Here is a 23,510-nt window from a genome sequence, read left to right as displayed (position 1 = left end):
TCTCCTGACCTCAGCGACCTAGGAGGCAACCACTGGGGTAATAGAAACGATTTTGCCCCCCATGCGGGTAATGCGCTGCATCTCTTCATTCATGCGGCTGTAGGGCACCGTAATAAAGGTGCTGCCGCTGCGCCGAATTGGAAACCCCATTTTGTCGGTTTCTTCGTTTTGACGCAGGCCCACAACCTCGTAGCGGAAAACACGCGCGCCGGAGGGGCTAAGGGCAGCACTTCCAGACGCAGTTTGACCAAACATGACACCTGACTCCCAATCTCAAAAGGACGCTAAATATTCCTAAGCAGGATTGACACTGACAATGCGAGCACCCGTCCGCTGAAGCTGCTGCATTTTCGCTGACAGTTGCTCATAGGGCACCAAGAAGGCGGTACTACTGCGGCGCACCCCCGGATAGCCCGGCTGGCGAATCCCCGCCACTTCAATGCGATAGACGCGGCCACTTTCCCCAAAGGACCCCCCCAAACATGCCCGTGGAGGAACATCGGCACTGGGGGTGTAATAGGCAAAGGCCGTATCACTATTGGAAGGGGGCACCACCGTATTGGCACGGTTGGTGGCCAAATCCCGCGCTAAACGGGACATGCTGCCTTCCGCTTGGGCGCGATCGCTATTGGCATAGCCGCGATAGAGACGAAACATGCGGTTAAAGCCGACGGTTTTCTGACCCGGCTGGGTATTAAACCCGCGATAGTAGGGCACCACCCAATCCCCAAAGCTATTGGTGTATTCAGGGGAATCAATGTAGGAGTCAATGTCGGCATCAAAGCCCTCATTTTCGTAGAGATCCAAGTGGAAGATCACTTCCGACTCATCGTAGGGTGCCCGCCCCAACAAATGTTTATAGTTCAGTTCAATGACACGGGTTTGGAAATTGCCGTAGAGAAACTTCTCTTTGTATAGTTCCGACTTAGCCACTGCGCGCACAAACTCCCGCACGGTAATTTTGCCATTGCGCAACAGTGACTCCGCACTCACTAAACGCTCCGATGCCATGACATAGTCATTGCCCAAAACCTGGCGGTAAACGGCACGGATGACAGTCTCCAGATCTTCCTCGCTCCAGTTGGCACGCAGCTCCACCCGCGGAGCATCACTGAAGGCGGAGGTACCCAAGCGCGAAGCAGCAGCAGTAATAGCCACGGTACAAACTCCTAAATATCGAGGGTACAAACAAGCCCGGTGTTGTAAACAAAGGGTCAGCCCAACGCCGACAACATCTGCTTACCTCACCGGGCAACAAAGGGAAACGCCTATTAGCTGAGGGCGTTAATGGCGTAGTCGATGTAGGCGTTGGCTTCCACCGCAGCTTGGCCGGTCAAGCCATGGTTGGCTTTGATGTACTTCAGAGCTTCGATATACCAGCTTGGCGACAGATCAAAGGTGCTGTTGATTTCAGACAAGCCGGCAATCAGGTACTCGTCCATCGGACCGGTGCCACCCGCCACGAGGCAGTAGGTGATCATCCGCAGATAGTAGCCGATGTCACGGGCGCACTTGGCTTTGCCTTCGGGGGTCGAGGCATACTGAGAGCCTTGCATGGTGGTGGTGTAGGGGAATTTTTGATACACCGCTTGGGCTGCGCCGTCAATCAGGCTCTGGGCATTGTTGGTCAGGGCGCGAGCCGCTTCCATGCTGGCCACAGCGCGCTTGAAGCGACCATCCACCGCTTGCAGTTCGGTGTTGCTGAGGAAACGACCTTGGGTATCGGCGGCGGCAATAGCTTCAGTAATCGGCGTTTTCATGGATAAAATATCTCCCTAAAAAATGTGCGTGTTCAGAACGGTCAAAGTTAAGGAACGTCTAAGGTGTCCTAGGCAACAGCGGCAGCGGCACGATCAAAGTAGCCAGCGATTTCGGACATCAGGGCGCTGCAATCGCCAGGGGTGATGCCATTGGGATCATTGGCGATCGCGATCGCGGCATCTTTCATTTTCTGAATGGCCACAGCCACAGAGGAGCCGGGCGTACCCAGGGCTTGGTAGGTTTCCCGCAGACCGTTCAAGCAGCGATCATCCAGCACGCTGGAGTCGCCGGCCAAAATGGCGTAGGTCACATAGCGCAAGATGATTTCCATGTCGCGCAGGCAAGCCGCCATACGACGGTTGGTGTAAGCATTCCCACCGGGTTGGATCAGTTGGGGTTGCTCTGCAAAGAGGGCACGAGCAGCGTTAGCAACGATCGTGGAGGCATTGCTGGTGATGCGGTTGACAGCATCCAGACGCTTGTTGCCTTCTTTCACCAAGTTGGACAGGGCATCGAACTGGGCGTTGGTGAGAAATTCACCCCGGGCATCGGCCTGAGCGACAACTTTGGCAAATGCATCTAGCATGGATCAATTCTCCTTAAGGGTTATTAAAGAAGTGAGACCTTCTTGACATTCCTGCCCCCAGAGATCAGGCAGGATTTTTAGGGGGCTAATCAGCAACTCCCTAAGGGCTGTGCCAAGCAACCCGAGAGCGACCAAGCTGATCCTTGGTGTAGTTTTTAAGAAACGTGCAACGCTCTTGGCGTGACGGAAAGGTCTAACGATCACTGATGGGTTGTTCCGCAAAGGGGTCTGGGAAACAACGACCGTGTTGTTAAACCCTTCAGGTATTTCTTATACAATGCGGTGGGAAACCTGTTTCGCCGTAGTTATTAATTTGTAAAATACTTTTGTGAGATAAATTAAAGTTCTGGCGATCGCCATAAAATTGGTGTGACTTGTCCTAAGTTTTTCCTAATTTTTGTGAAGTTTCTTTAACATTGTTCTCAGGAAGTTACGATCTGCATGAGTGAGCCGTTGCAATTTAGCTTATTTGACAGCCCTACGGAGGCCAAACCTGAGCCAGCGACGCCCCTGGATCCTGCCACCTATGATCAAATTCCCCTCCGGGCTGAGGTGCCCATTCCCGCTGGCACCTACCGCACCTTGGAGGCCCTTGCGGCACATTGTCAGCAGTGTCAACGCTGTGGTTTAGCGGCTACCCGTACCCGGGTGGTGGTCAGCCGCGGTAATCCTGCTGCTAAGCTGATGATTATTGGGGAAGGACCAGGTCAAGCAGAGGATGAAAGTGGCCGCCCCTTTGTCGGTAAGGCGGGGCAACTCCTCGATAAAATCCTGGCTTCGGTCAATCTCGACAGTGAGCGGGATGCCTATATTTGCAACATTGTTAAATGCCGTCCCCCTGGCAACCGTGTGCCAACACCCATTGAAGCAGCGGCCTGCATACCCTACCTATTAGAGCAGATTCGCTTGGTCGACCCCCGCATTATTCTGCTGGCGGGGGCAACGGCTGTATCGGGATTGCTGAAAGATCATCGCGGGATTACAAAAATTCGTGGCCAGTGGATCGAATGGCAGGGACGCTGGTGTATGCCCATTTTTCATCCAGCCTATCTATTGCGCAATCACTCGCGGGAGCCGGGCAGCCCCAAATGGTTAACGTGGCAGGATATCCAAGCCGTGCGCGATCGCCTGCGCCAGCTCGACTCCTAAGATGATTCCTGACGGTGGGGATGTTCCTGCAAATAGCGCAGCCAAAGCTCCGAAAGTTCTCGCGCCTGTTGCTCCTTTTCGTCAACAATGTGGTACATCCGCCGAGGCCGACCGCGACCTTCGACCTTTTTCCAATAGCCATCAATAATCCCCTCATCTTCTAGAAATTTGAGGGCGCTGTAGAGAACTGTATCGGATAGGCGGTAGAGGGGATATTCATTTTCAATGGCTTGAATCAGGGCCGTGCCATAGGAATCCCCTTTTTCCACAAGGGTATAAAGCACATAGCACACCGCAACTTCCTTACTCAAGTAAATGGGCGGTGGCTGGCGGAAAAAGGTGTAGATATCTTCCAGTTTCATAACCTTGTCCTCAGCAATCGGCTACTGCTGATACCTTGACTCCCCAAAATTCCTCAGATCATGGCAGGGTCTGAATTCAACTCCATTGTTCCAAAGGATGGGAAACACAAGTATCCCCCTCATATCAGGTCCCATAGCATGAAAGTAACTAAGTACTTATCGATACCAAGGTTTTAATATTCTCTTCCAATTTATCTAAAATATTAGGAGAGATAATTCTCTCCCCCCTCGGCTTTCACGGTTGTGAGCGTGTGCCATCCTTGGGCAAAGGTCTCTACTTCTGATTTTAGGAAGTTTGAGAGAAAAGTATTCCTTGCATCATAATTCCGCAGTTGGCAAAAATCAAGTCATTGACTTGTTGCCAATTGATTTTAAGGGGCCTCAGGGGCAAGATTTCTTAACAAAAATTCACGATAGATCTGCCAGCGTCGGCCATTGTGCACCAGTAGGGTGAGGTGGGATACCCAACAACGGGCCGTAAAGGGTTTCTCCTGAAATTCGGCCCAGGCGTGGCGAAAGTGCTCCTTGGTTAAATCGCGAAAGGCAATCGTCATGTGGGGGGTAAAGGGATGGCGTTGCGTAGGGGGAAGGTTCAGGGGTTTCACTACTGCTTTGACCAGCTGTGCTTGCAGGTCTTTGAGCGCTGGGGTGGGTGCCACGTGGATATAAATGACTCGCGGTGCAAAGGCAGCAAAGCCATCGAAGATTAATTCCACTGGAGCGACTTGGCAGCAAAAGGTTTCTAGGGCTTGCTCCAGCTCTGCTATTGCCGCATCCGGCCACCAAAAGGGGGGATAGAGGGTGACGTGGGGGGGAGAGCGCAGGGCCGCTTGACTTTGGTAGCGATCGCAACAATACTGCTTGAGGCAGGTCACTTCAGCCTGAATTTCAGGGCTGGGCAACAAAGCCATAAAGTATTGCCGTCGGTTCATTAGCGCTGCGCTACGACGGTCCAATGGCGATCGGAGGTGAGGGTGGCTTGCCACTGCGGCGGCGGCTGTGGCAATGTTCTCAGGAGATCACTCATTTCCCTTAGGGTCAGCGCCGCATGGAGGGAGTCAGCAAAAAGTTGCTGCTGTGTGGGTGTGTCTTGGCCAGCATATTGCTCAACCAAAGCTTGCAGTTCTGCCAACGTTTGCGGACGACAGAGATCGCGAATAAATAGGGTACCCTGGGGACGGAGCACCCGCAGCATTTCCCCTAGGGCGGCCTGAGGGTCGGCTAGGTGGTGGACAAGGCTATTGCTGATGACCACATCAAAGCTGGCTGCGGCAAAGGGCAAAGCTTTGGCGTCCCCTTCAATAAAGTTCAATTGTGGACTGTGGTGGCGAGCGATCGCCAACATGGCTGGACTGAGGTCAATCCCCGTCAGGTGCCAATGGGGGTACCGTTGATGCAGCATTTGCAGAATCCGCCCGTTCCCTGTACCCACATCCAAAACCCTTAAAGGTTGCTCAACCGTGGGCAAGACCGCGGCTAAATCTTCACAGAAGGCAGTGTTAACAGCCGTAAAATCCATCGCGTCATAGGCAGCAGCGGTTTCTGGCGTCTCCATGACCGCGGGTTCAAGAATGCGTGGCAGCGGCATAGGCTATAGCCCCGTGGCCGATCGCCCCTGCTTGGGTAAGCGCACAAACACAAAGTAGCTGAGATAGAGCATATAGATCACCAGGGCAACAGCTGCAAAAAAGCCAAGAGTCCCTGCACGGGCTTGGGCATGGAAAATCTCCTTGAACATCAGCGGTGGCTCGAGCCAGACTTGGCAGCTGGGGGTCTGAACCGCGCCAGCAACAAACGCACAGCGCAGATAAAAGGCCTGACCAATGGCGGCAAGAACACAGTAGAGCGTTACCCCCCAGCGCCAGCTACTAAAGACCTGACCAATCAAATCTTGGCGATCGCTAATTTCTTCATTGAGATCCACCCAGAACCAGAGGCTAATGGGAATCAACACCAAGGCCATAAATCCAGTGACGTAGGCCACTGGCCACTGTGGCATCATCAGATACACGGTAATTGCCAAGAGACTAGAGACTCGCCAGTAGATAATCAGGAGTTGGGTAATGGCTGGCACGTTTTTAATCGTTGACCACAGCAGCAGGATCACGGGAATAACCACGGTAAAGAGCACCGCCAGGCGGTAGTCCATCCACACCAGCGATCGCAGAAGTTCCAAGGACATGGCAGGCCACAAACCCAAGGGTAACGGTTCTATTATTAAGGATCACCTTCCCACGGCACAAGGCTAGAGCGATCGCACCCGCTGATACCAACGCATAAGGATAGCTGCCAACTTTCGTGAATCGTGGCGCACCGTGGGTGTGGATTCATCCATGACATCCGCCAGGATCAGCCGGCAGTTTTGGCGAGCGAGTTCTTCCCGATCAATGGCCACAACGGTACTGCCCTGCTGCGCATAGCGTTCAAGGTGAGCGGCACTGGGGGGATATTTTTGCACCAGCACGGCATCGAACAGGCGATCGCCCGTAACGGCATCGAGGGCACGCACATGGTCACCCACGGTATAGCCATCGGTTTCCCCCGGCTGCGTCATAATGTTGCAGACATACACACAGGGGCACTGGCGTTCTGCTAGGGCTTGGGCAATCTCAGGCACCAAGAGATTGGGAATGATACTGGTATAGAGACTGCCGGGGCCAAGAATAATGTAGTCGGCGTCACGGAGGGCTTGAATAGCGCGGGGCAGAGCTTTGGGGGCTGGGGGCGAGCAGCCAATTTCGACAATTTTGCCCCGGGCGGCGGTAATGTTCGACTCTCCATGGATAAGGCGACCATCGGCAAGACGGGCCCAAAGGGTCATATCTGTTAGGGTGGCTGGCAACACTTGACCGCGAATGGCTAAGACTGCTGAGCTGGTGGCGATCGCCTGCTCCAGATCCCCGGTGATATTCGTCATCGCCGTCAGAAACAAATTGCCAAAACTATGTCCTGCCAAGCCATCGCCCGCCTCAAAGCGATACTGAAACAGTTCAGTAACAATTTTTTCTTCATCGGCCAGAGCCGCCAAGCAGTTGCGAATATCCCCCGGTGGCAGCACCCCAACTTCCCGCCGCAGTCGCCCGGATGAGCCACCATCATCGGCCATCGTCACAATGGCGGTGATATTGGAACTATAGAGCTTTAGTCCCCGCAGAAGCGTTGACAGCCCCGTCCCACCCCCAATGGCAACAATTTTCGGTCCGCGCCCCAGGCGCCGATAGGTGAGGAGTCGCTCCACCAGGGCTTGATCGTCTTCTGGCAACAGCACTTCTGTAATCGAACCCAGGGTACGCGCATAACCCCAAGCAATCAGTGCCAAACCCCCAAGGAGCAGTAAAGGGCCACTGATGTAACTGGGCACAAAACGCGCCACACTCTGGAGGAACTGCTCCAGAAATTGCAAGAAGTAAAAAATAGGGGTGAGATTGATGCTAATGGCAAAGCCCAGACTCGCAAGCAAAACCCCAACTGCACTAATGAGGAGCCATCGCTTCACCATTAGCCCAGGCAAAAGCCATTGGGACCACAAACGGATTTTACGACGTGCCGGACGCAGTCTCACTGAGAGTTGTGGAGCCTTATTCGCTCTCCTCATCCGCACCTATACCCAAATAGGTTTTACTAAGGTAGCGGGCGAGGCGCTGGAGCGGATTGGTCACTTTAGTTTTGTGTTCAGCGTGATCTCTGTTCACCGGAACGCCTAAAATGCCTGAAAATTCCTCATCGCTCATTTCCCCTGCTTGGTGCTGGGCAAAGGAATCAACCACCTGAATGAGCTCATCGGTGGAAAATTCAAACCCATGCTGACTGGCAAAATCCACTACTTTCGGCGCCATTTCTCCCCGCAGCGCTGCCAGCTCCTCGGCATCTAGTTCGGCCGCCCCACTAATGTTGCCATCTCCGACCCCCAGCAGTTTTTCCAATTCATCCCGCAGTTGGGCATCCTCAGCGGTCTTTTGCATGAACGCTAATACCTGTGCCGTGGCCATAGGCTTCCTTCCTTCGCTCAGTAAATGTCTGCACGAGCCGATTGGATTATAACATTCTCTAATGAGAGTATTTTTAGACAACGGTTCTTAAGAAGGGTACCTCAACGACCTGGGCTATGATGCCCTCTGGGGTGTGCAACGTTAGGCCAGCCCCACCAACTTTTGTGCGCACATACCCAAGGCCAAAGGCACCCCTCCCTAGGGGAGTGCAACTGGTAACAAGACCCACTTTTTCACCCTCTAGGATTAAGGGTGTAGGTGGTGTCACTGCCGCAGTTAACTCCAGTCCCCAGAGGTGTTGTTTGACCCCTTGGTAGGTGTTCAGACGGGCGATCGTCTCTTGGCCGATATAGCAGCCCTTATTAAAAGAAATGGTATGCCCTAACCGTCCTTCCAGGGGGTTGTACGCTTCGGTGAGTTCGGCGTCGGCAGCGGGTCGACCTTGGCGGATGCGCAGGTGCTCCCAGTCAGCGTCACTGAGTTGGGGATAGGGGCTCAGGAGATCCCTGAGGGGGCGATCGCTCCAAAGGGTTAAACCGGGAATGGCTAAGCCACTGGTGGCAGCAAACGTTAAGGGGGCACCTGCATGGGTGATAGTGACATGATCGTAGGGATTGGCCAATGGTCCTAGGCCAAACTGGGCAGTCATCTTTTCAGCAACGCTCCCAAAAACTCGATAGCAGTAGCTCTCAGGGGTGCGATCGCTGAGTTGGACATCATCGCCAAAGAAAATGTACTTATCAAGCCACTTGAGGAGAAACTCGCGGCGCTGCGGTGATACCAGTAGATCCACCCACTCCCGATGGACAAGTAGAGTTGCTAAATCAAGGATGCGGGCTGTGGAGGTCAGGAAAACGGTATCTGTGCCTTGGCCGGGTTGAAGGGCGAGGCAGTGATTTGAGCTTTGATTGTGCAAAAACTGCAGGCGATCGCCCCCCGTCAGGCGCAGCCGCCCCCAATGACTGCAATCATAAACTGCACCGCTTGTGCAGACCGTTTCCAGTAGATCTGTCATTTTGCCTGTCATTTTGCTACTCCCAAAAGAAGTAGGTGCCGCTCAAGGAGCGATCGCACGCCGGCCAGGTTGAAGTCTGGCTGTTGTGCCAATAACTCAGCCACGGTTGCCTTACCGCTGGCCGCACTCAGGAACTGCTGTTCGGCCTGGTTGAGGTGAATCACCTCATAGTGGCAGTTAAAGACACAGGCCCCTGGCCAGCTGTCAATGCAGGGGTGGCGCCAGGGAATAGCTGCCAAGAGTTCACTGTCTGCTGCCCAATCGTGACGCGGCAGTGGCGGCTTAGCCAAAAAGAACTCAAAGTGGGTCATGGCTTCGGGGTCAAGGCACTCAATGAGTTGATATTGCTGAATCGGGTCAAGTTGCTGCGCCCGTTGCAACAGTTCGGGCTGGCTGCCCAATAGCCGCTCTAGCTGCCAAACTTGAGGGTTGGAAAAGCCGATAAACTCTAGGCCTGAAGCACGAATGAGGTCAAATAGGCTGGCGATTGTATAGTCAATTTCCTGGGGATGCACATACATATCGGCAAAGCATTCATCCCGCTGATTTTCAAGACTCCAGCGCTCCTGCTCCCGCTTTTTCAGGCGGTTGTTCGCCGGCAATGCCGCAAAGAGTTGCCGTCCAATAGCCACTCCCTGGCGATAGTTGGGGCGATCGCTCCCCTGCAGAAGGGCAATGGCCTGCTGCATCAGCCGAATTTCCCAGCGACCGTATTCACCATAGACAAAGATATGAAAAATGCCACCGGGGGCCAGGACATTGGCAAGGGCTTGAATCCCCCGCTGCGGATCCGGCAGGTGGTGCAGCACTCCGACACAGTTAATCATCTGGAACGTTTGCCCCAGTTGCGCCACGTCCTCTAGGCTCAGGTGGTGAAATTGGACATTGGTGGCGCCCGATCGCCGGCACCGTTCCCGGGCAATCTCTAGCGCCCCTTCACTGAGATCCAAAGCCGTGATCTGCGCCTGTGGATTCAGATGGGCTAAGTACTCTGTGCCTACACCGGTGCCACAGCCGGCATCGAGAATAGCAACATCCAATTGGGAAGGATAACGCCCTGTGCAGAAGCTATAGGCTGCCGGCCAAGACCAGCGCCAGTTGTACCCGGGGGGTGGTTCATCGAGGAGGGGTTCCGGCGGAAACGGATAGATATTGTACAGTTGCCGCACCGCCGCAGTAATCTCAGCCGCCGAAGTCATGGTTCCCCCCTTGAGATAGGCGTTGCAATAGCTCCCGTGTTGTGGCTTCTGGATCTGGTGCCTCCATAATGGCGCGCACAACAGCCACCCGAGTGGCCCCGGCCTTGATGACCTCCTCAATGTTGCTCAGATTAATGCCGCCAATGGCAAACTGGGGCAGCGGGGCATGTTTGCGGGCATATTGCAGATAGTCAAAACCCGCGGCCGCCTTACCAGGTTTGGTGGGCGTGGCAAAAATTGGCCCGACACCGACATAATCGGCCCCTTCGGCAATGGCCCGCTCCAGTTCTTGCGCATTGGTGGTCGAGCGTCCCACCAGGCGATCGCGCCCTAGGATTTGTCGCGCCAATTCCATGGGAATATCCGTCTGTCCGAGGTGCACGCCATCGGCGTTGGCGCCAAGGGCAATATCCACGCGATCGTTGACCAGAAACAGGGCACCGTAGCGTTGGCAGAGGGCTTGCAACTGGCAAGCCGTTCGCAGGCGAGTATGATCATCGCTGGTTTTATCGCGATATTGCACCAGGGTCAATCCCCCCTTTAATGCAGCTTCAACAATTTCCAGTAGGCGATCGCTCGGCGAAGTGACCAGATAGAGTTTGGCGGCGTGCAGGTGTCGCAATCGCGCTTGGCGCGGGTTGAGGGTCAGTGCCTGCTCCAGAATGTAAACGCGGTAGCGTAGCGCTTTAGCGGTTTCACTGAGCTCGGTATCCGTTAATTTCCCATACTCCTCAATCACCCGTAGCGCTTCTTGAACACGGGCAAAGTTGGCGGTGAGCACCGCGTTGAGGGTCTGGCGATCGCGCTCCTGGGGATGACTCAAGGCAGTCCCTGGATCCTGATCCGTCTGCCGTGCCGCCCGCAACTCCTCAGTATGGTAGCGACCTAGGGTTTGGCGCAAATCTTTGCATTCCGCACTGAGGCTGGCATCTTCGCGGCCAAAGCGGCACCATTCCTCGATCACCCGCAAACCTTCGCGGGCACGGTCAAGATTGGCATCAAGAATCCGCCGGATGCGTTGCCCCTCAGATTCGGGAGCTAAATTTTGCATAGCACGTCCGATCCCCACAGAAAAGAATCAACACAGTTCTGTTTACCGTTCATCGGCATTGTTGATAGAGCAATGAAGTCTTTGATGAGCCGTGTCAGCATTCACTCCCAGCCGTGGTTGAGTCACCTATGTTTGATCCTAATGGGTTGGGGGACGCCTGCATTGGCGGCAGAACCGATTCCCATCCCCGTACCACCGCCAGAGGTGAATACCGTCATCCCCATTCCCGTGCCTGCCCCAGAGGTGAGGACCGCTCCAATTCCTACCCTACCGCCGCCGCTGGACAGCTCCCGCGAACGATTACCGGTGCCCAGTGGCCCGATTCCGATGGGATTTGTGGGGAGCGATCGCGGGATGAATCAATTGCCCCCCCCACCAGAGATTTCTGACGCCGACTTAGCAACCCTAGCTCCTGTAGCCCCCAAAACGCGCTTTCGGGTGATTGTTTTAGATGTACGGGAGGAGGATGTGGCCAATCAAGAACGCCTGCGATCGCTGGTTCCCGAAGTTGTACCCATTACCTTGGGTCAGCGCCGCGCCCTGCAAGTGGGAAGTTTCCGAAACGAGGCCAATGCCACCCAAATGCGTGCCTTTATGGAGGTCAATGGCTTTCGCGCTGAGATTCAACCTCTCCCCTAAAGGACCTCAATCGGATCGCAAATGCCGCGAAGAGGTCTAGGCATTGTGCGCTTTTTGGCGCAGGGAAATACCCCCCTGCCAAAGCAGTCAATTTTTCATACACTTAGAGAATTAGTAGCAAATGGCCACAGGAGTTGAGTTGCCTCAAAAGCATACAAAAATCTCCAGGGACAACAGCAATATCAACAAGATAGATGAGCAAGACCGTGCCTTCCATGACTGGTATCGGTTTGTGCTGTCCTATCCACCCCATCTTGTGAGGGGTTACATAGAAGACTTTGGCTTGAATGAAGAGAGTGTCATCCTAGACCCCTTTTGCGGCACCGGGACAACACTTGTGGAGTCGAAGCGCCAAGGCATTCCATCGTTGGGTATCGAAGCCAATCCCTTCGCCCATTTTGCGACATCGGTAAAGACCGATTGGAGGGTTGATCCTGATTTACTGTCCAGTCACTCCTACGCGGTGGCCGAACTTGCCCTTAATATCCTACGGCAGCAAGGGATAGAGGACTCAGTGCCTTTTGCGGCCAATGTTGCTGACCTACCGCTACGCCAACTATCTGCAGAGCAAAATCAACTCATCCTTGCGGGGTCGATCAGTCCACTTCCCTTACACAAGGTATTGGTGCTCCTTGAGTGCTTAGAGAAATACAAAATAGAAAAGGTCTATCGGCATCAATTGCTGGCGATCGCCCACACTCTCGTTTTTGCCGTCAGTAATTTGCGCTTTGGTCCTGAAGTGGGTGTTGCTAAAGCCAAGGTTGATGCGCCAGTGATTCGTGCTTGGCTTACCAAGATTGCTGAAATGGTGGAGGATTTGCGGCGGGTACAGGATCAAGAGGATACCCCTGCCCACGTCTATCTGGCCGATGCCAGAGGTCCTGACAAGGTCTTGCCCCCACAGTCGATTGATGCGGTGATCACCTCACCCCCTTATCCCAACGAAAAGGACTACACCAGAACAACCCGCCTCGAGTCGGTGATCTTAGGCTTCATTAAAACTAAGGCTGATTTACAAACCTTGAAGAAGGGGCTCATCCGTTCTAACACTCGCAATGTGTATAAAGCCGATGATGACGATCGCTGGATTCAAGATCACCCTAAAATTCAGGCGATTGCAGAGGTAATTGAACGCCGCAGAATTCAACTGGGTAAGACCTCCGGCTTTGAGAAACGCTACAGCAGAGTCACCAAACTTTATTTTGGTGGCATGGCCCGGCACTTGGCTGCCCTGCGATCGCTGCTGCGCCCCAATGCTCAGCTCGCCTATGTGGTTGGTGACCAAGCCTCATACTTGCGGGTGATGATTCCCACAGGTGAGTTATTAGCTGACATTGCTCAGGCCCTCGGCTATGAGTTGGTGCGCACGGATCTCTTCCGAACACGGTTTGCCAGTGCCACTAAGGAACAACTGCGAGAAGAAGTCGTGATCCTACGCTGGAAAGGCGCATGTAGCCAATTCAGACAAGCTGAGGGGCGGTAGAATTACGGTAGAATAAGGCATCAAATTGGCAGTACACCCACCCTATGGTTACCTCTTGGGCGAAATGGTCATTGCCGCGGCCTCAACGGCGCTTAACTCCGCTGCGCCAAAGGCAATCGCAACGGCTGCGCGGGAAATCGTTTGTTTTTAATCTGCTGTCTGAGCGTCTTTTGCTGGTCATTGGTGCACTGGGGGCAGGCCGGCTCCTGTGGCAAACAGATGCCCCCCTGCTGATGGCAACCCTCAGTGGTGTGGGTACGATTTTTCTCCTCAGTCACTGGCAACGCCGACTTTTGACGCTATGGCAAAACCTTTGCCAACGGATGTACGAATGGCTCCATCACCCCTTTGCGTTTACGGTGGTGGGGGGTCTGCTGGCCTGTGTGGGTACCTATACTCTCTTGCATCTCGGTCAACATGCGGCCGATCCGTGGTTGGTGGTCGCTCTTGTCATCCTTGGTATCCTGTTGGGGGGCGTCATTGTCCTTCTCGGCACAATCATCGGTCAACTGCAACAGCAGCATCAGACCCAACAGGTGTCCCAGTGGTTGACTGATCTGACCCATCCACAGCCCCTGCACCGCCTAGTGGCCATTCGCCAATTAGCTCGTGTCTCGGAGGGTGCACAGCGTCGCCAGCTGCAGGAGGCGCTATATCTGCTACTGGCACAGGAAAGGGAGGCAGTCGTTCGCCGGGCTGCCCTTGAGGTGCTCGATCACCTTGATGATGCCGCCTGAGTCCCTGAACTGGCTAGAGCGGTGGTGCTTGGCTCGGCTGATTGGCGCGATCGCCAGTGCCATTGGCGTTGAGCCACAGCGATGGGACTATGTTGGCTTTGTTGAGATCACCCGACAGCTGAAACGGGGGCGATCGCCCGCGCAGCAACAGGCCATTGTGGCCACGGTCTTTGATCGCCTTATCCCACCAATGGTGAGTACATTGATACGCAGACTCTTTCGACCAAGCCGCTGGGTCTGTGAGGGGAATGCCTGGTTTGCTACCCGCCTCACGGGCTGGTTAGTGGGTGCCAGCGATCGCTACTGGGTCGAGGTCATTCCCCCCGATCAACTCCCCCAATGGCAACACAGTGGCGTGCGCATCCAAAAATGCCGCTACTTGGCTGAATCCCAATGTATGGCGTTGTGTATCAACCTGTGCAAAAACCCCACCGAGCAATTTTTTCGGCAGCGACTGGGCATTCCTTTGACGATGACGCCGAACTTTAGGGACTACAGTTGCGAAATGGTTTTTGGCACCCCTGCCCAGCCGATTCCTGAGCCGCCGCTGCTCCCCTGTTGGCAAGATCCGAGCCAAACCCCCTGCCCTTACGTTTAAGCCCATTCTCTTGGGGAAGCATGTCTGCCGATTGACAATTCAAGATTATTTGAAATAACTTAGGGGTGTCCCACTGGCGTAGACACCATGGGCGTTGGCATTGGCATCAATGGTTTTGGCCGCATGGGTCGCTTGGTTTTGCGTGCCGCATGGGGTTGGCCTGAACTGGATTTTCGTCACATCAACGAGATTAAGGGAGGCACAACCGCTGCTGCCCATTTGCTAGAGTTTGATTCGGTTCATGGCCGTTGGCCCCAGACCATCCAAGCCAAGGAGGGGGCGATCGCCATCAACGATCAAAGCATTAGCTTTTCGGAAGCGAAAACTCCGGCGGAGGTGCCTTGGCAAGAACGGGGAGTCGAGATTGTTCTGGAATGCTCGGGTAAATTCCGTACCGCTGAGCAACTGGCGGCCTACTTTGCAGTTGGGGTGAAAAAAGTGATTGTTGCTGCCCCTGTCAAGGAACAGGCGCTCAACATTGTCATGGGGGTCAATGATCACCTCTACAATCCCTCCGCCCACCACTTACTCACCGCCGCCTCCTGTACGACAAACTGCCTTGCCCCCGTCGTCAAAGTTATTCACGAAAGCTTTGGCATTCGCCACGGCTTGATTACCACGATCCACGATGTCACGAATACCCAGACGCTGGTGGATGCTCCCCACAAGGATTTGCGCCGTGCCCGCTCTAGTCTCATGTCCCTTATACCGACGACAACTGGTTCAGCTACCGCTATTGGTCTCATTTATCCAGAACTCCAAGGCAAGCTCAATGGTCTAGCTGTACGGGTACCCCTGTTGAATGCGTCGCTCACCGACTGCGTTTTTGAAGTGAGCCGCCCCACCACTGTAGCCGAAGTGAATGCCGCCCTCAAGGCCGCTGCAGCCGGCGAACTCAAGGGAATCCTCGGTTATGAGGAACGTCCCCTTGTTTCCATTGACTACTGCAACGATCCCCGTTCCAGCATTGTTGATGCCCTCTCCACCATGGTCGTGGATGAAACGCAGGTGAAAATTCTGGCGTGGTATGACAACGAATGGGGTTACAGCAATCGTATGGCCGAATTAGCTCGTCGCGTTGCCACTACTTTGCCCTAGGGAGTCTGCTATGGCTGTGTCCACCAGTGTCCGCAACTATATGATTGTTACCCTCGCCTATTGGGGGTTTACGATTACCGATGGCGCACTGCGGATGCTAGTGCTGCTCTACTTTAACCAGATTGGCTACACACCGCTGCAAATTGCCTTCCTATTTCTCTTTTATGAAGTTTTTGGCATTGTCACCAACTTTCTCGGTGGCTGGATGGGTTCCCGGTTCGGGCTGAATGTCACCCTCTACGCGGGTATTGGCCTGCAGGTGATCTCGCTGATCATGCTTACGCCCCTCACCCAACAATGGCCCCTGTGGTTTGCGGTGCCCTATGTGATGGCAGCACAGGCAATGTCGGGGGTGGCCAAAGACCTGACAAAGATGAGTTCTAAGAGTGCCATTCGCTTAGTGGTGCCCCAACAGGCAGAGTCGCGGCTCTTTAAGTGGGTGGCAATTCTTACAGGTTCTAAAAATGCCCTCAAGGGGGTGGGCTTCTTTGTGGGCAGTGTGCTGTTAACGTTGGTGGGCTTTACAGCGTCTCTGTGGATCATGGCGATCGCCCTGCTGCTCATCCTATTCACTGCAGGGTTATTACCGCGGGGGATGGGGCAGATCAAAAAGACAATCAAATTTCGGCAACTGTTTGCCAAGAGCAAGGAGATCAACATCCTCTCCGCCGCCCGCTTTTTCCTCTTTGGGGCACGGGATGTCTGGTTTGTGGTGGGTCTGCCGGTCTATTTGCAAAGCGTCCTCAACTGGTCATTTTATGAAGTGGGGGGCTTTCTCGCTTTGTGGGTCATTGGCTATGGCGGTGTCCAGTCCTCAGCGCCAGTTCTGTTGAAATACCTCAATCGCGGTCGCCCTCCCCAAGCGGCCACGATTCAGTTTTGGACATTTACGCTGACAGTTGTGCCAGCAGTGATTGCTTTCGGCTTGATGAGCAACTGGAATCCCAATGCCGTCATTATTGGTGGGTTGTTTCTCTTTGGCTTGGTTTTTGCCATGAATTCGGCAGTCCACTCCTACTTGGTGCTAGCCTACACCGACGATGAAAAAGTAGCCTTGAATGTTGGCTTCTACTACATGGCCAACTCTGGGGGGCGACTAGCGGGAACTGTCCTCTCTGGCCTCATTTATCAAATTTGGGGCATTGTCGGCTGTCTGTGGGTTTCAATGGTCTTTGTCCTCTGTGCCGGCCTCATTTCCTTAACGCTCGAGGATCCGAAGCGGCAGCAGCCTTACCCCTCCTTGGCGGTGGGCGATGGTGAATAAGTGCAACATTTCCCCAGATTGGCTACAACTGAATAGAATGAAGATAAGGTACAGCTCTTTTCGCAAGGATGAGGCATCCTCAGCACAAAGCAGGTGTGAGAAGGGTAGTACTTCCAGAAAAGGGTTGTAGGAGAGGTTCCCCGAGGAATTGCCATTATGATGCTCCCCCAAGAAATCATCGGCCAAAAAGTGTGGTTAGAAGTGGAACCCGAAGACGCCTACTATCCGGGTGAGAAAATTCGAGTACAGGCAGAAATTAGCCAGCCCACTGCTCCCCCGTGGTACTATGCTCGCTACATTAACCCGCCCCGCTGGTTCCGCACCCAAGGCCAGTGGCTCACTCACCATGAGGCTGAGATGGCAGTGCTCTTGAATCCTGTCTTGGAGGATTTGGAGTTAGAGGAAGAGCACTATGACGGTGATGAGCTGACGAATGGCGATTTTAGCGATCGCTAGGAGCACCGAGGGGGTATTGACCAGGGTGGCGATCGCCCACGGTTAGCTGCTATACTAAATCCAACGAACAGTGGTGTATTGGCAGCACCCAGGAACGTTCTATTGTGAACGATTCATAAGTCTCCTTCCCCTAGGGAAGTGGGAGTGTCACTTTTTGAGATTGTTTGGGTGTGGTGGGCAACGTCCCGCCTTTTTTATTTCCTATGCAGATACAGATGCTTTTGCCTGTGGTGCAAACCCTTGCCCAGCAGGTTGCCGCCCAAGAAAACCTTGATCTGGTGAGTGTGCAGTGGCTTACCCATCAATCGCCCCCCATTTTGCGGGTGGAGGTGCGCCATCCTGAGAACGACACCAGCTTAGGGGATTGCGAGCGGCTGAGTCGGGCCCTGGAGATGGCTTTGGATGGGCTGGCAGAGTTGGAGTTTGCCTACATTCTCGAGGTGTCGAGTCCCGGCCTGTCAGACTACCTGAGTAGCGATCGCGACTTTGATGCCTTTCGTGGCTTTCCGGTACGGGTCACGACCACCGCACCCCATCGGGGTAAAACCCTTTGGGAGGGCAACCTGATTCGCCGTGACGAGGTGAATGTCTATCTCAATCAACGGGGGCGATCGCTGGCGATTCCGCGGTCACTCATTGCCAGTGTCCAACTGTACACCCCCAGCAGTGAGCCTTAGCAGCAGTTGATCTACATAAAGAACGAGGTTGTAACAGACGATGACCATCTATCGCTTACCCGGCCTACGGGCCATGATCAATGAAATCAGCCAAGAGCGGAATTTGCCCAAGCACGCAGTGCATCAAGCCCTCAAGGAAGCACTGCTCAAGGGATACGAACGCTATCGCCGCAGTCTGCGCCCAGATCATAGCCACTTTGAGGAGGATCACTTTGCCAACTTTGAAGTGGAACTAGATACGGAGCAGGAGGGCTTTCGGATTTTGGCCACCAAAACCATTAAAGAAACAGTAGAGAACCCCGATCGCGAGATTGCTCTTGCCGATGTGATTGAGGTGGTACAGGATGCCCGCGTCGGCGATACGGTGCTGTTGGATGTTACCCCCGACCATCAAGAATTTGGCCGCATGGCGGCGATGCAAACCAAGCAAGTGTTGGCACAAAAATTACGGGATCAACAGCGTCGCCTCATCCAAGAGGAATTCAAAGAGCTTGAGGGCACCGTTCTCATGGGCCGCGTCCTCCGTTTTGAGCGGCGATCGGTGATTATGGCGGTGCGCAGCGATGCTAGCCAACCGGAAGTGGAGGCCGAACTGCCGAAATGGGAACAACTTCCCAACGACAACTACCGCGCCAACTCCACCTTTAAGGTGTACCTCAAGCGCGTCAAAGAGGGCCCCCAACGTGGCCCCCAATTGGAGGTTTCCCGTGCCGATGCCGGCTTGGTGGTCTATCTCTTTGCCAATGAGGTGCCAGAAATTGAGGACGAGGTGGTGCGGATTGTGGCCATTGCCCGCGAGGCCAATCCACCCACCCACAAAGTTGGTCCCCGCACCAAAATTGCGGTGGATACCTTAGAGCGCGATGTGGATCCGGTGGGGGCCTGTATTGGGGCACGGGGATCTCGCATTCAAGCAGTGGTGAATGAACTGCGGGGCGAAAAAATTGATGTGATCCGCTGGTCACCGGATCCAGCTACCTATATTGCCAATTCCCTCAGTCCAGCGCCGGTGGAGGAGGTGCGGCTAATCAACCCCGAGGCCCGCATTGCCCATGTCCTTGTGGCCCCCGATAAGGTCTCCCAAGCCATTGGTAAGGAAGGCCAAAATGTGCGCTTAGCAACTCGCCTAACAGGCTGGAAAATTGAGGTGCGCGATAGCTCCCAATACAACTACGAAGAGGAGGACCGCTTAGCCATGGCCGCCCTGGCAGAACCCCTCGAAGAACAGGTTGCCAGTTAGGGATGATGGCTGTTCGCCAACGCCGCTGTGTTGCCTGTGGCCGGGTGGCCGATCGCTCGCAGTTCTGGCGGATTGTTCGCTGCTGGCCCGATCAAACGGTGCAGTTGGATCGGGGGATGGGGCGATCGGCCTATCTGTGTCCCACGGCTGAGTGTCTTAAGGTGGCCAAACAAAAAAAACGCTTGGCGCGATCGCTCCGCTGTCCCATTCCTGAGGAGATTTTTACAGCCCTTGCTGCTCGTTTAGATGCCCATGGCAACCATGACTGACTCCCCCATTTGGCAACCCTTTACACAAATGAAAACCGCTGGCCCCCCCCTAAAGGTAGTGCGTGCCGAGGGGGCTTGCCTTGAACTGAGCGACGGCCGTCAGATTATTGATGCCATTTCCAGTTGGTGGGTGACGCTCCATGGCCATGGCCACCCTGTGCTGGCTAAAGCGCTCTACGACCAGGCGCAAACCCTTGAGCACGTCATTTTTGCGGGCTTTACCCACGAGCCAGCGGAGCAGCTTGCTCAACTCCTGTGTGCCCACACCCCAGCAGGATTACAACGGGTCTTTTTTTCCGACAATGGCTCAACGGCTGTGGAAGTGGCGCTGAAGATGGCCTATCAGTATTGGCAGCGGCGAGATCAACCCCAGCGATCGCGCTTCATTGGCTTTGCGGCAGGCTACCATGGCGATACCCTTGGGGCCATGACTGTCGGCCAAAGTTCCCCCTGGTGGCAACCCTTTCAACCGCTGTTGCCCCCCTTGACCATCCTCCCCTACCCCGCCACCTATCCAGGAGATCTAGAGGTTGAAACCAAGGAAGCGGAGGCGATCGCCCAACTGGAGCTCACCCTCAAAACAGACCCTGACGCCTATGCGGCCCTCTTTATTGAGCCCCTGGTACAGGGAGCGGGCGGCATGCGCATGTGTCGTCCCCAGTTTTTGCAAGCGGTTTCTGAGATAGCCAAAACCTATGGCGTTTTAGTGGTCTACGACGAGGTGATGACCGGGTTTGGCCGCACCGGGGCCCTTTTTGCCTGTGAGAAAGCAGGGACGCAACCAGACGTGCTGTGTTTATCCAAAGGGCTATCGGGAGGCTGCTTGCCCATTGCCGTCACGTTGGCCACGGAGGAAATTTACCAAGCCTTTTATGGCGATGACCCCGCCCGTGCCTTCTTCCACAGCCATTCCTATACGGGTAATCCCTTAGCCTGTGCCGTGAGTGTGGCTTCATTCCAGTTACTGCTTGCAGAACCTGACTCTTACCAAGGCCTAGAGGCGCGCCATTGGCAGTGTTATCGGCAGCATCTTGCCGACATCAGTCATCTCCGGCACTTTCGTACCTGTGGCACGATCGCGGCCATGGAATTAGAAACAGAGGCCTCCTACTTTAGCGATCTTGTGCCCCAACTGCGCCGCCGCTTTATTGAGCTGGGGGTACTTTTGCGACCCTTGGGCAATACCCTATATATCCTGCCCCCCTACTGCATTACTGATGCGGAACTAGCCACCGTCTATCGCGCTATCCGCCAAGTGGCGATCGAGGTAGCTGCGGGTTACTTTGCCTGAGCTTCCTCTTGAGTGGCCATGTAGCTGAGGAGCCAATTGACAGCAGTGGCACGGCGGGTACGGCGGGGGTTGAGTTCCTTAATTTCGTAACCGGCAAAGCCCAATCGCTCCTTGAGAAGCTGCTTGTGGGCAGGGGGAATGGAGCGGGTGAGCTTGACAATAGCCGGGCGGCTGCCAATGAAGTCGGGGGGTTGGGGATATTCTTGCCGCCATTGCGCAGAGACGCGATCGCTGCGCCAAGTTTGGCTGTGGGCGTCATACCGGTAGCCCAAGCAGTGCCACAGCAGCCGATTGACCGTGGCATCATCCAGTTCCTCATTGAGGATTTGCCACAAGGTCGTTGCCGTTAGGGGAGGTAGTTGCGAATCGGGAGGGCTCATTCCTAGCTCTGCTGGCGATCGCCGATGGATCTTGCGAGTCACTACTCTATGTTAATTGTTAATTATTAAATTTAATGATTGCTTTGTCCATGGTTTCGTTTGGCAATAGCAACAGATACAATGCCCTGATGTTGCTTTGCCTGAGGGGCAGGTCGTAGGTGCTGTCGCTGGCAACTCAAGGGAGGCAAGACGAGAGCTCGCAGGAGCAGCCACAGGGTCTGCAATTCAGTGGGGGCTTGTTGCCATTGCCAGCGGTTGGGTTCACAGAAAAGGAACGTGATCAATTGCCGATATTGAGCCGGAGTGAGGGGATCGAAGCCAATCTTGAGGGTCGTTGGATTGGGCATGTTCACAATTTGGCCGCTGAGGTCAATGCCGGCCTCCAACAGCCGACAGGTGAGGGGCACACCCATTGCGGAGGGGGGGAGGGGTTGATGTAGATGAACGAGAGCCCCCCCGTCAGAAAGGCGAATCGTCCTGCCCCAGAGGGCAGTGGTTCGATCCCAAGCCAGATGGAGTTCAACGGTTTGCTGTACATTGAGCCAATCGTAGGGATCGGGGCGGGGGCGTTCGATGAGGCTGTAGAGGGCAAGGGCAAGAATCAGCAAGTTGTAAAGATTCCAGACCCAAGCCAGGAGTAGCCCCTTGGTGTGTAATGTCTGCCAATTCACTACAGCAGCAACAACTGAGAGCACAAAAAGTACGAGTAGCGGTGCCCCTAGGTGCCACTGAAAATGGTAGCGATCGCCATACCTCCCCTTCGGTGTTACCCAAAAACGGTGACCAAAGGGACGCAACAGTGTCTGAATCACGGTCAATGTCAGGGGCACACATTGGACAACAGCATAGAGATCTGAGACCAGAGCCGAACGACTGTGACAATTGAGCCAGCGGAAGGTACTGAGTAGCAGCCAGTAGTAGGGCACAAAATAGTAAAGCCACTGCCGCAGTGTTGTTTCCAGGGGCACGATCCCCCAAAAGGCAGCCATTAAGGGCAACAGCAGCAAGAACAAACGCAGCGGACTGTGAAACCACTGGGTCATGCCCTCTAGGTGGGCAAGGCGCTGCAGCCAGGTGAGATTGGCTACCCGCAGCGGGTTGGCAGCAATAAAAAAGCCCTGAAGCGTCCCCCGTGCCCAGCGTTGGCGTTGACGAATGTGAGCCGCCATGTCCTCCGCACACAGTCCCGCACTCAGGCTTTCATTCAAGTAAATCAGCCGATAACCGCCCGCTGCCAATTGGATGCCGGTGTAGTAGTCCTCACTGAGAGATGCAGTGACAAAGCCGCCAATGGCCTCTAGGGCCGATCGCCGCACCACAAAAGAACTGCCGTAGCACAAGGCCGTTTCGATGCCATCCCGCAGCACTTGATAGTGACGCGAAAAGATTTCCACCTCTTGGGGCAAATGCTCCTCTAGGCCAAGATTGCGGGCAATGGGGTCAGGATTGTAAAAGCTCTGGTAGGTCTGCACAAGGCCAATATCGGGAGCCTGAAAAAAGCCCACCGTGCGGGTGAGAAAGTTGCGGGTGGGAACAAAATCAGCATCAAAGACCGCAATGAGCTCACCCTGAGTTTGGGCAAGGGCATGGTTGAGATTGCCCGCTTTGGCATGGCGATTGTCTGGACGGCTGAGATACTCACAGCCTAGCTTATAGGCCAATTCCCGTAGGGCAGGGCGACGAGTATCATCAAGAACATAAATACGTTTGTGGGGATAATCAAGGGCTTGGCAACCGACAATTGTACGTTGCAAAATCGTCAGAGGTTCATTGTAGGTGGGAATAAAAATATCCACCCACGGCTGGTAGTGGCCACTTTTGACTGCAAGGGCAGCGGCATCGGCTTCAGGACGACGATTTTTGATGTGCAGGAGGAGGTAGAGTTGCAGGCCATAGCCCGCCATCATAAAACCTTCAATGCCCAGTAGGAGTAGGCTAAGGGCAGCCTCTGGGGGCGTGCGCAGATTCAGGGTGGCTAGCGATCGCCACAGCAGATAGTGCAGCATTAAGGCTATCACACTGCCAACAACAATAACCCGCGCCCACTGCTGCTGCACGTTTCCCCAGCGCAAAACGACACTGCTGAGAACCACCATCAAGAACAATGGCCAAAAAATCCATGGCTTGTCTAAGTGTTCAACGGCGAGCCAAGGTGTGACAGGTGGCATCGGTGGAGCCTCAATGAATTGAATAGTAATGTAACGAAATGTAAACCAACCGTTGGACAGAGATCCCATTGCCAAGGTTCCCCGCCCTAGCGATCGCC

Annotated in this window: 27 protein-coding genes; 12 read left to right on the top strand and 15 right to left on the bottom strand. The window is 54.5% G+C overall.

Going from position 1 to position 23,510, the window contains the following annotated elements; all coding sequences use genetic code 11:
* Positions 1-18: 18 nt before the first annotated feature.
* The 4 genes from Q0W94_RS01055 to Q0W94_RS01040 all read right to left on the bottom strand — a co-directional run bounded on the left by Q0W94_RS01055 (position 19) and on the right by Q0W94_RS01040 (position 2,347).
* Positions 19-255 (bottom strand): phycobilisome linker polypeptide, encoded by a 237-nt coding sequence (locus Q0W94_RS01055; RefSeq protein ID WP_024124994.1) that lies wholly within the window; start codon positions 253-255, stop codon positions 19-21.
* A 39-nt stretch (positions 256-294) separates the two neighbouring features.
* On the bottom strand, positions 295-1,158 hold the full coding sequence (locus tag Q0W94_RS01050; protein WP_024124993.1) for a phycobilisome linker polypeptide: 864 nt from the start codon (positions 1,156-1,158) through the stop codon (positions 295-297).
* A gap of 113 nt (positions 1,159-1,271) precedes the next feature.
* On the bottom strand, positions 1,272-1,760 hold the full coding sequence (cpcA, locus tag Q0W94_RS01045; protein WP_024124992.1) for a phycocyanin subunit alpha: 489 nt from the start codon (positions 1,758-1,760) through the stop codon (positions 1,272-1,274).
* A 68-nt stretch (positions 1,761-1,828) separates the two neighbouring features.
* Positions 1,829-2,347, bottom strand: coding sequence for a phycocyanin subunit beta (locus Q0W94_RS01040; RefSeq protein ID WP_011057792.1), 519 nt, complete (start codon positions 2,345-2,347; stop codon positions 1,829-1,831).
* A gap of 441 nt (positions 2,348-2,788) precedes the next feature.
* Here Q0W94_RS01040 and Q0W94_RS01035 point away from each other — a divergent pair, with 441 nt between their 5' ends.
* Positions 2,789-3,496, top strand: coding sequence for a uracil-DNA glycosylase family protein (locus Q0W94_RS01035; protein ID WP_297759976.1), 708 nt, complete (start codon positions 2,789-2,791; stop codon positions 3,494-3,496).
* Here the strand turns inward: Q0W94_RS01035 and Q0W94_RS01030 are convergent.
* The 9 genes from Q0W94_RS01030 to Q0W94_RS00990 all read right to left on the bottom strand — a co-directional run bounded on the left by Q0W94_RS01030 (position 3,493) and on the right by Q0W94_RS00990 (position 11,112).
* The gene (locus Q0W94_RS01030) at positions 3,493-3,858 is read right to left on the bottom strand and encodes a PadR family transcriptional regulator (RefSeq protein WP_297759974.1); all 366 of its coding nucleotides are present in this window, start codon (positions 3,856-3,858) and stop codon (positions 3,493-3,495) included. The two genes, Q0W94_RS01035 and Q0W94_RS01030, sit on opposite strands and share 4 nt — an antisense overlap.
* Positions 3,859-4,229: 371 nt before the next feature.
* Complete coding sequence (locus Q0W94_RS01025; RefSeq protein WP_297759972.1) at positions 4,230-4,790, bottom strand: 2'-5' RNA ligase family protein; 561 nt, start codon at positions 4,788-4,790, stop codon at positions 4,230-4,232.
* Positions 4,790-5,446, bottom strand: a complete 657-nt coding sequence (locus Q0W94_RS01020; protein ID WP_297759970.1) for a class I SAM-dependent methyltransferase — start codon at positions 5,444-5,446, stop codon at positions 4,790-4,792. The genes Q0W94_RS01025 and Q0W94_RS01020 overlap by 1 nt, the downstream gene beginning before the upstream one ends.
* A gap of 3 nt (positions 5,447-5,449) precedes the next feature.
* Positions 5,450-6,040: a DUF3177 family protein gene (locus Q0W94_RS01015; RefSeq protein WP_297759968.1), complete on the bottom strand. Its 591-nt coding sequence runs from the start codon at positions 6,038-6,040 to the stop codon at positions 5,450-5,452.
* Positions 6,041-6,103: 63 nt separating this feature from the next.
* Positions 6,104-7,453: a YvcK family protein gene (locus Q0W94_RS01010; protein WP_315863076.1), complete on the bottom strand. Its 1,350-nt coding sequence runs from the start codon at positions 7,451-7,453 to the stop codon at positions 6,104-6,106.
* Positions 7,437-7,847: a Nif11-like leader peptide family natural product precursor gene (locus Q0W94_RS01005; RefSeq protein ID WP_024124985.1), complete on the bottom strand. Its 411-nt coding sequence runs from the start codon at positions 7,845-7,847 to the stop codon at positions 7,437-7,439. Before Q0W94_RS01005 ends, Q0W94_RS01010 begins: the two co-directional genes overlap by 17 nt.
* Positions 7,848-7,920: 73 nt before the next feature.
* Positions 7,921-8,874, bottom strand: a complete 954-nt coding sequence (locus Q0W94_RS01000) for a folate-binding protein YgfZ (RefSeq protein WP_297759963.1) — start codon at positions 8,872-8,874, stop codon at positions 7,921-7,923.
* Complete coding sequence (locus Q0W94_RS00995; RefSeq protein WP_297759961.1) at positions 8,871-10,061, bottom strand: bifunctional 2-polyprenyl-6-hydroxyphenol methylase/3-demethylubiquinol 3-O-methyltransferase UbiG; 1,191 nt, start codon at positions 10,059-10,061, stop codon at positions 8,871-8,873. The genes Q0W94_RS01000 and Q0W94_RS00995 overlap by 4 nt, the downstream gene beginning before the upstream one ends.
* Positions 10,045-11,112, bottom strand: coding sequence for a thiamine phosphate synthase (locus Q0W94_RS00990; RefSeq protein WP_297759959.1), 1,068 nt, complete (start codon positions 11,110-11,112; stop codon positions 10,045-10,047). The genes Q0W94_RS00995 and Q0W94_RS00990 overlap by 17 nt, the downstream gene beginning before the upstream one ends.
* An 84-nt stretch (positions 11,113-11,196) precedes the next feature.
* Between Q0W94_RS00990 and Q0W94_RS00985 the strand changes: the two genes are divergently transcribed.
* The 11 genes from Q0W94_RS00985 (at position 11,197) to bioA (ending at position 20,864) form a co-directional block, all read left to right on the top strand.
* A complete protein-coding gene (locus Q0W94_RS00985) occupies positions 11,197-11,751 on the top strand; it encodes an SPOR domain-containing protein (protein WP_297759957.1) in 555 nt (184 codons plus the stop codon).
* A 121-nt stretch (positions 11,752-11,872) separates the two neighbouring features.
* Positions 11,873-13,234: a DNA methyltransferase gene (locus Q0W94_RS00980; protein WP_297759955.1), complete on the top strand. Its 1,362-nt coding sequence runs from the start codon at positions 11,873-11,875 to the stop codon at positions 13,232-13,234.
* A 44-nt stretch (positions 13,235-13,278) separates the two neighbouring features.
* Positions 13,279-13,971, top strand: a complete 693-nt coding sequence (locus tag Q0W94_RS00975) for a hypothetical protein (RefSeq protein WP_297759953.1) — start codon at positions 13,279-13,281, stop codon at positions 13,969-13,971.
* Positions 13,958-14,569, top strand: coding sequence for a DUF4033 domain-containing protein (locus Q0W94_RS00970; protein ID WP_297759952.1), 612 nt, complete (start codon positions 13,958-13,960; stop codon positions 14,567-14,569). The genes Q0W94_RS00975 and Q0W94_RS00970 overlap by 14 nt, the downstream gene beginning before the upstream one ends.
* An 87-nt stretch (positions 14,570-14,656) precedes the next feature.
* On the top strand, positions 14,657-15,667 hold the full coding sequence (locus tag Q0W94_RS00965) for an ArsJ-associated glyceraldehyde-3-phosphate dehydrogenase (RefSeq protein WP_297759950.1): 1,011 nt from the start codon (positions 14,657-14,659) through the stop codon (positions 15,665-15,667).
* Positions 15,668-15,677: 10 nt separating this feature from the next.
* Entirely contained in the window at positions 15,678-16,931 is a 1,254-nt protein-coding gene (arsJ, locus tag Q0W94_RS00960; RefSeq protein ID WP_297759948.1) for an organoarsenical effux MFS transporter ArsJ, read from the top strand.
* Between the two features lie 156 nt (positions 16,932-17,087).
* A complete protein-coding gene (locus Q0W94_RS00955) occupies positions 17,088-17,387 on the top strand; it encodes a hypothetical protein (RefSeq protein ID WP_297759946.1) in 300 nt (99 codons plus the stop codon).
* 215 nt (positions 17,388-17,602) lie between these two features.
* Entirely contained in the window at positions 17,603-18,064 is a 462-nt protein-coding gene (gene rimP, locus Q0W94_RS00950) for a ribosome maturation factor RimP (protein WP_297759944.1), read from the top strand.
* 40 nt (positions 18,065-18,104) lie between these two features.
* Complete coding sequence (nusA, locus tag Q0W94_RS00945; RefSeq protein WP_297759942.1) at positions 18,105-19,304, top strand: transcription termination factor NusA; 1,200 nt, start codon at positions 18,105-18,107, stop codon at positions 19,302-19,304.
* Positions 19,305-19,309: 5 nt separating this feature from the next.
* A complete protein-coding gene (locus Q0W94_RS00940) occupies positions 19,310-19,573 on the top strand; it encodes a YlxR family protein (protein ID WP_315863139.1) in 264 nt (87 codons plus the stop codon).
* Positions 19,566-20,864 (top strand): adenosylmethionine--8-amino-7-oxononanoate transaminase, encoded by a 1,299-nt coding sequence (bioA, locus tag Q0W94_RS00935; RefSeq protein ID WP_297759939.1) that lies wholly within the window; start codon positions 19,566-19,568, stop codon positions 20,862-20,864. Before Q0W94_RS00940 ends, bioA begins: the two co-directional genes overlap by 8 nt.
* Here bioA and Q0W94_RS00930 read toward each other — a convergent pair.
* Together Q0W94_RS00930 and Q0W94_RS00925 are read right to left on the bottom strand one after the other, a co-directional pair.
* Entirely contained in the window at positions 20,852-21,244 is a 393-nt protein-coding gene (locus Q0W94_RS00930; protein ID WP_297762455.1) for a DUF1823 family protein, read from the bottom strand. The two genes, bioA and Q0W94_RS00930, sit on opposite strands and share 13 nt — an antisense overlap.
* 71 nt (positions 21,245-21,315) lie before the next feature.
* A complete protein-coding gene (locus Q0W94_RS00925; protein ID WP_297759937.1) occupies positions 21,316-23,481 on the bottom strand; it encodes a glycosyltransferase in 2,166 nt (721 codons plus the stop codon).
* Positions 23,482-23,510 lie beyond the last annotated feature (29 nt).

This window comes from Thermosynechococcus sp. (assembly GCF_025999095.1).
Lineage (GTDB): Bacteria > Cyanobacteriota > Cyanobacteriia > Thermosynechococcales > Thermosynechococcaceae > Thermosynechococcus.
This window is presented reverse-complemented; position numbering and strand designations above follow the sequence as displayed.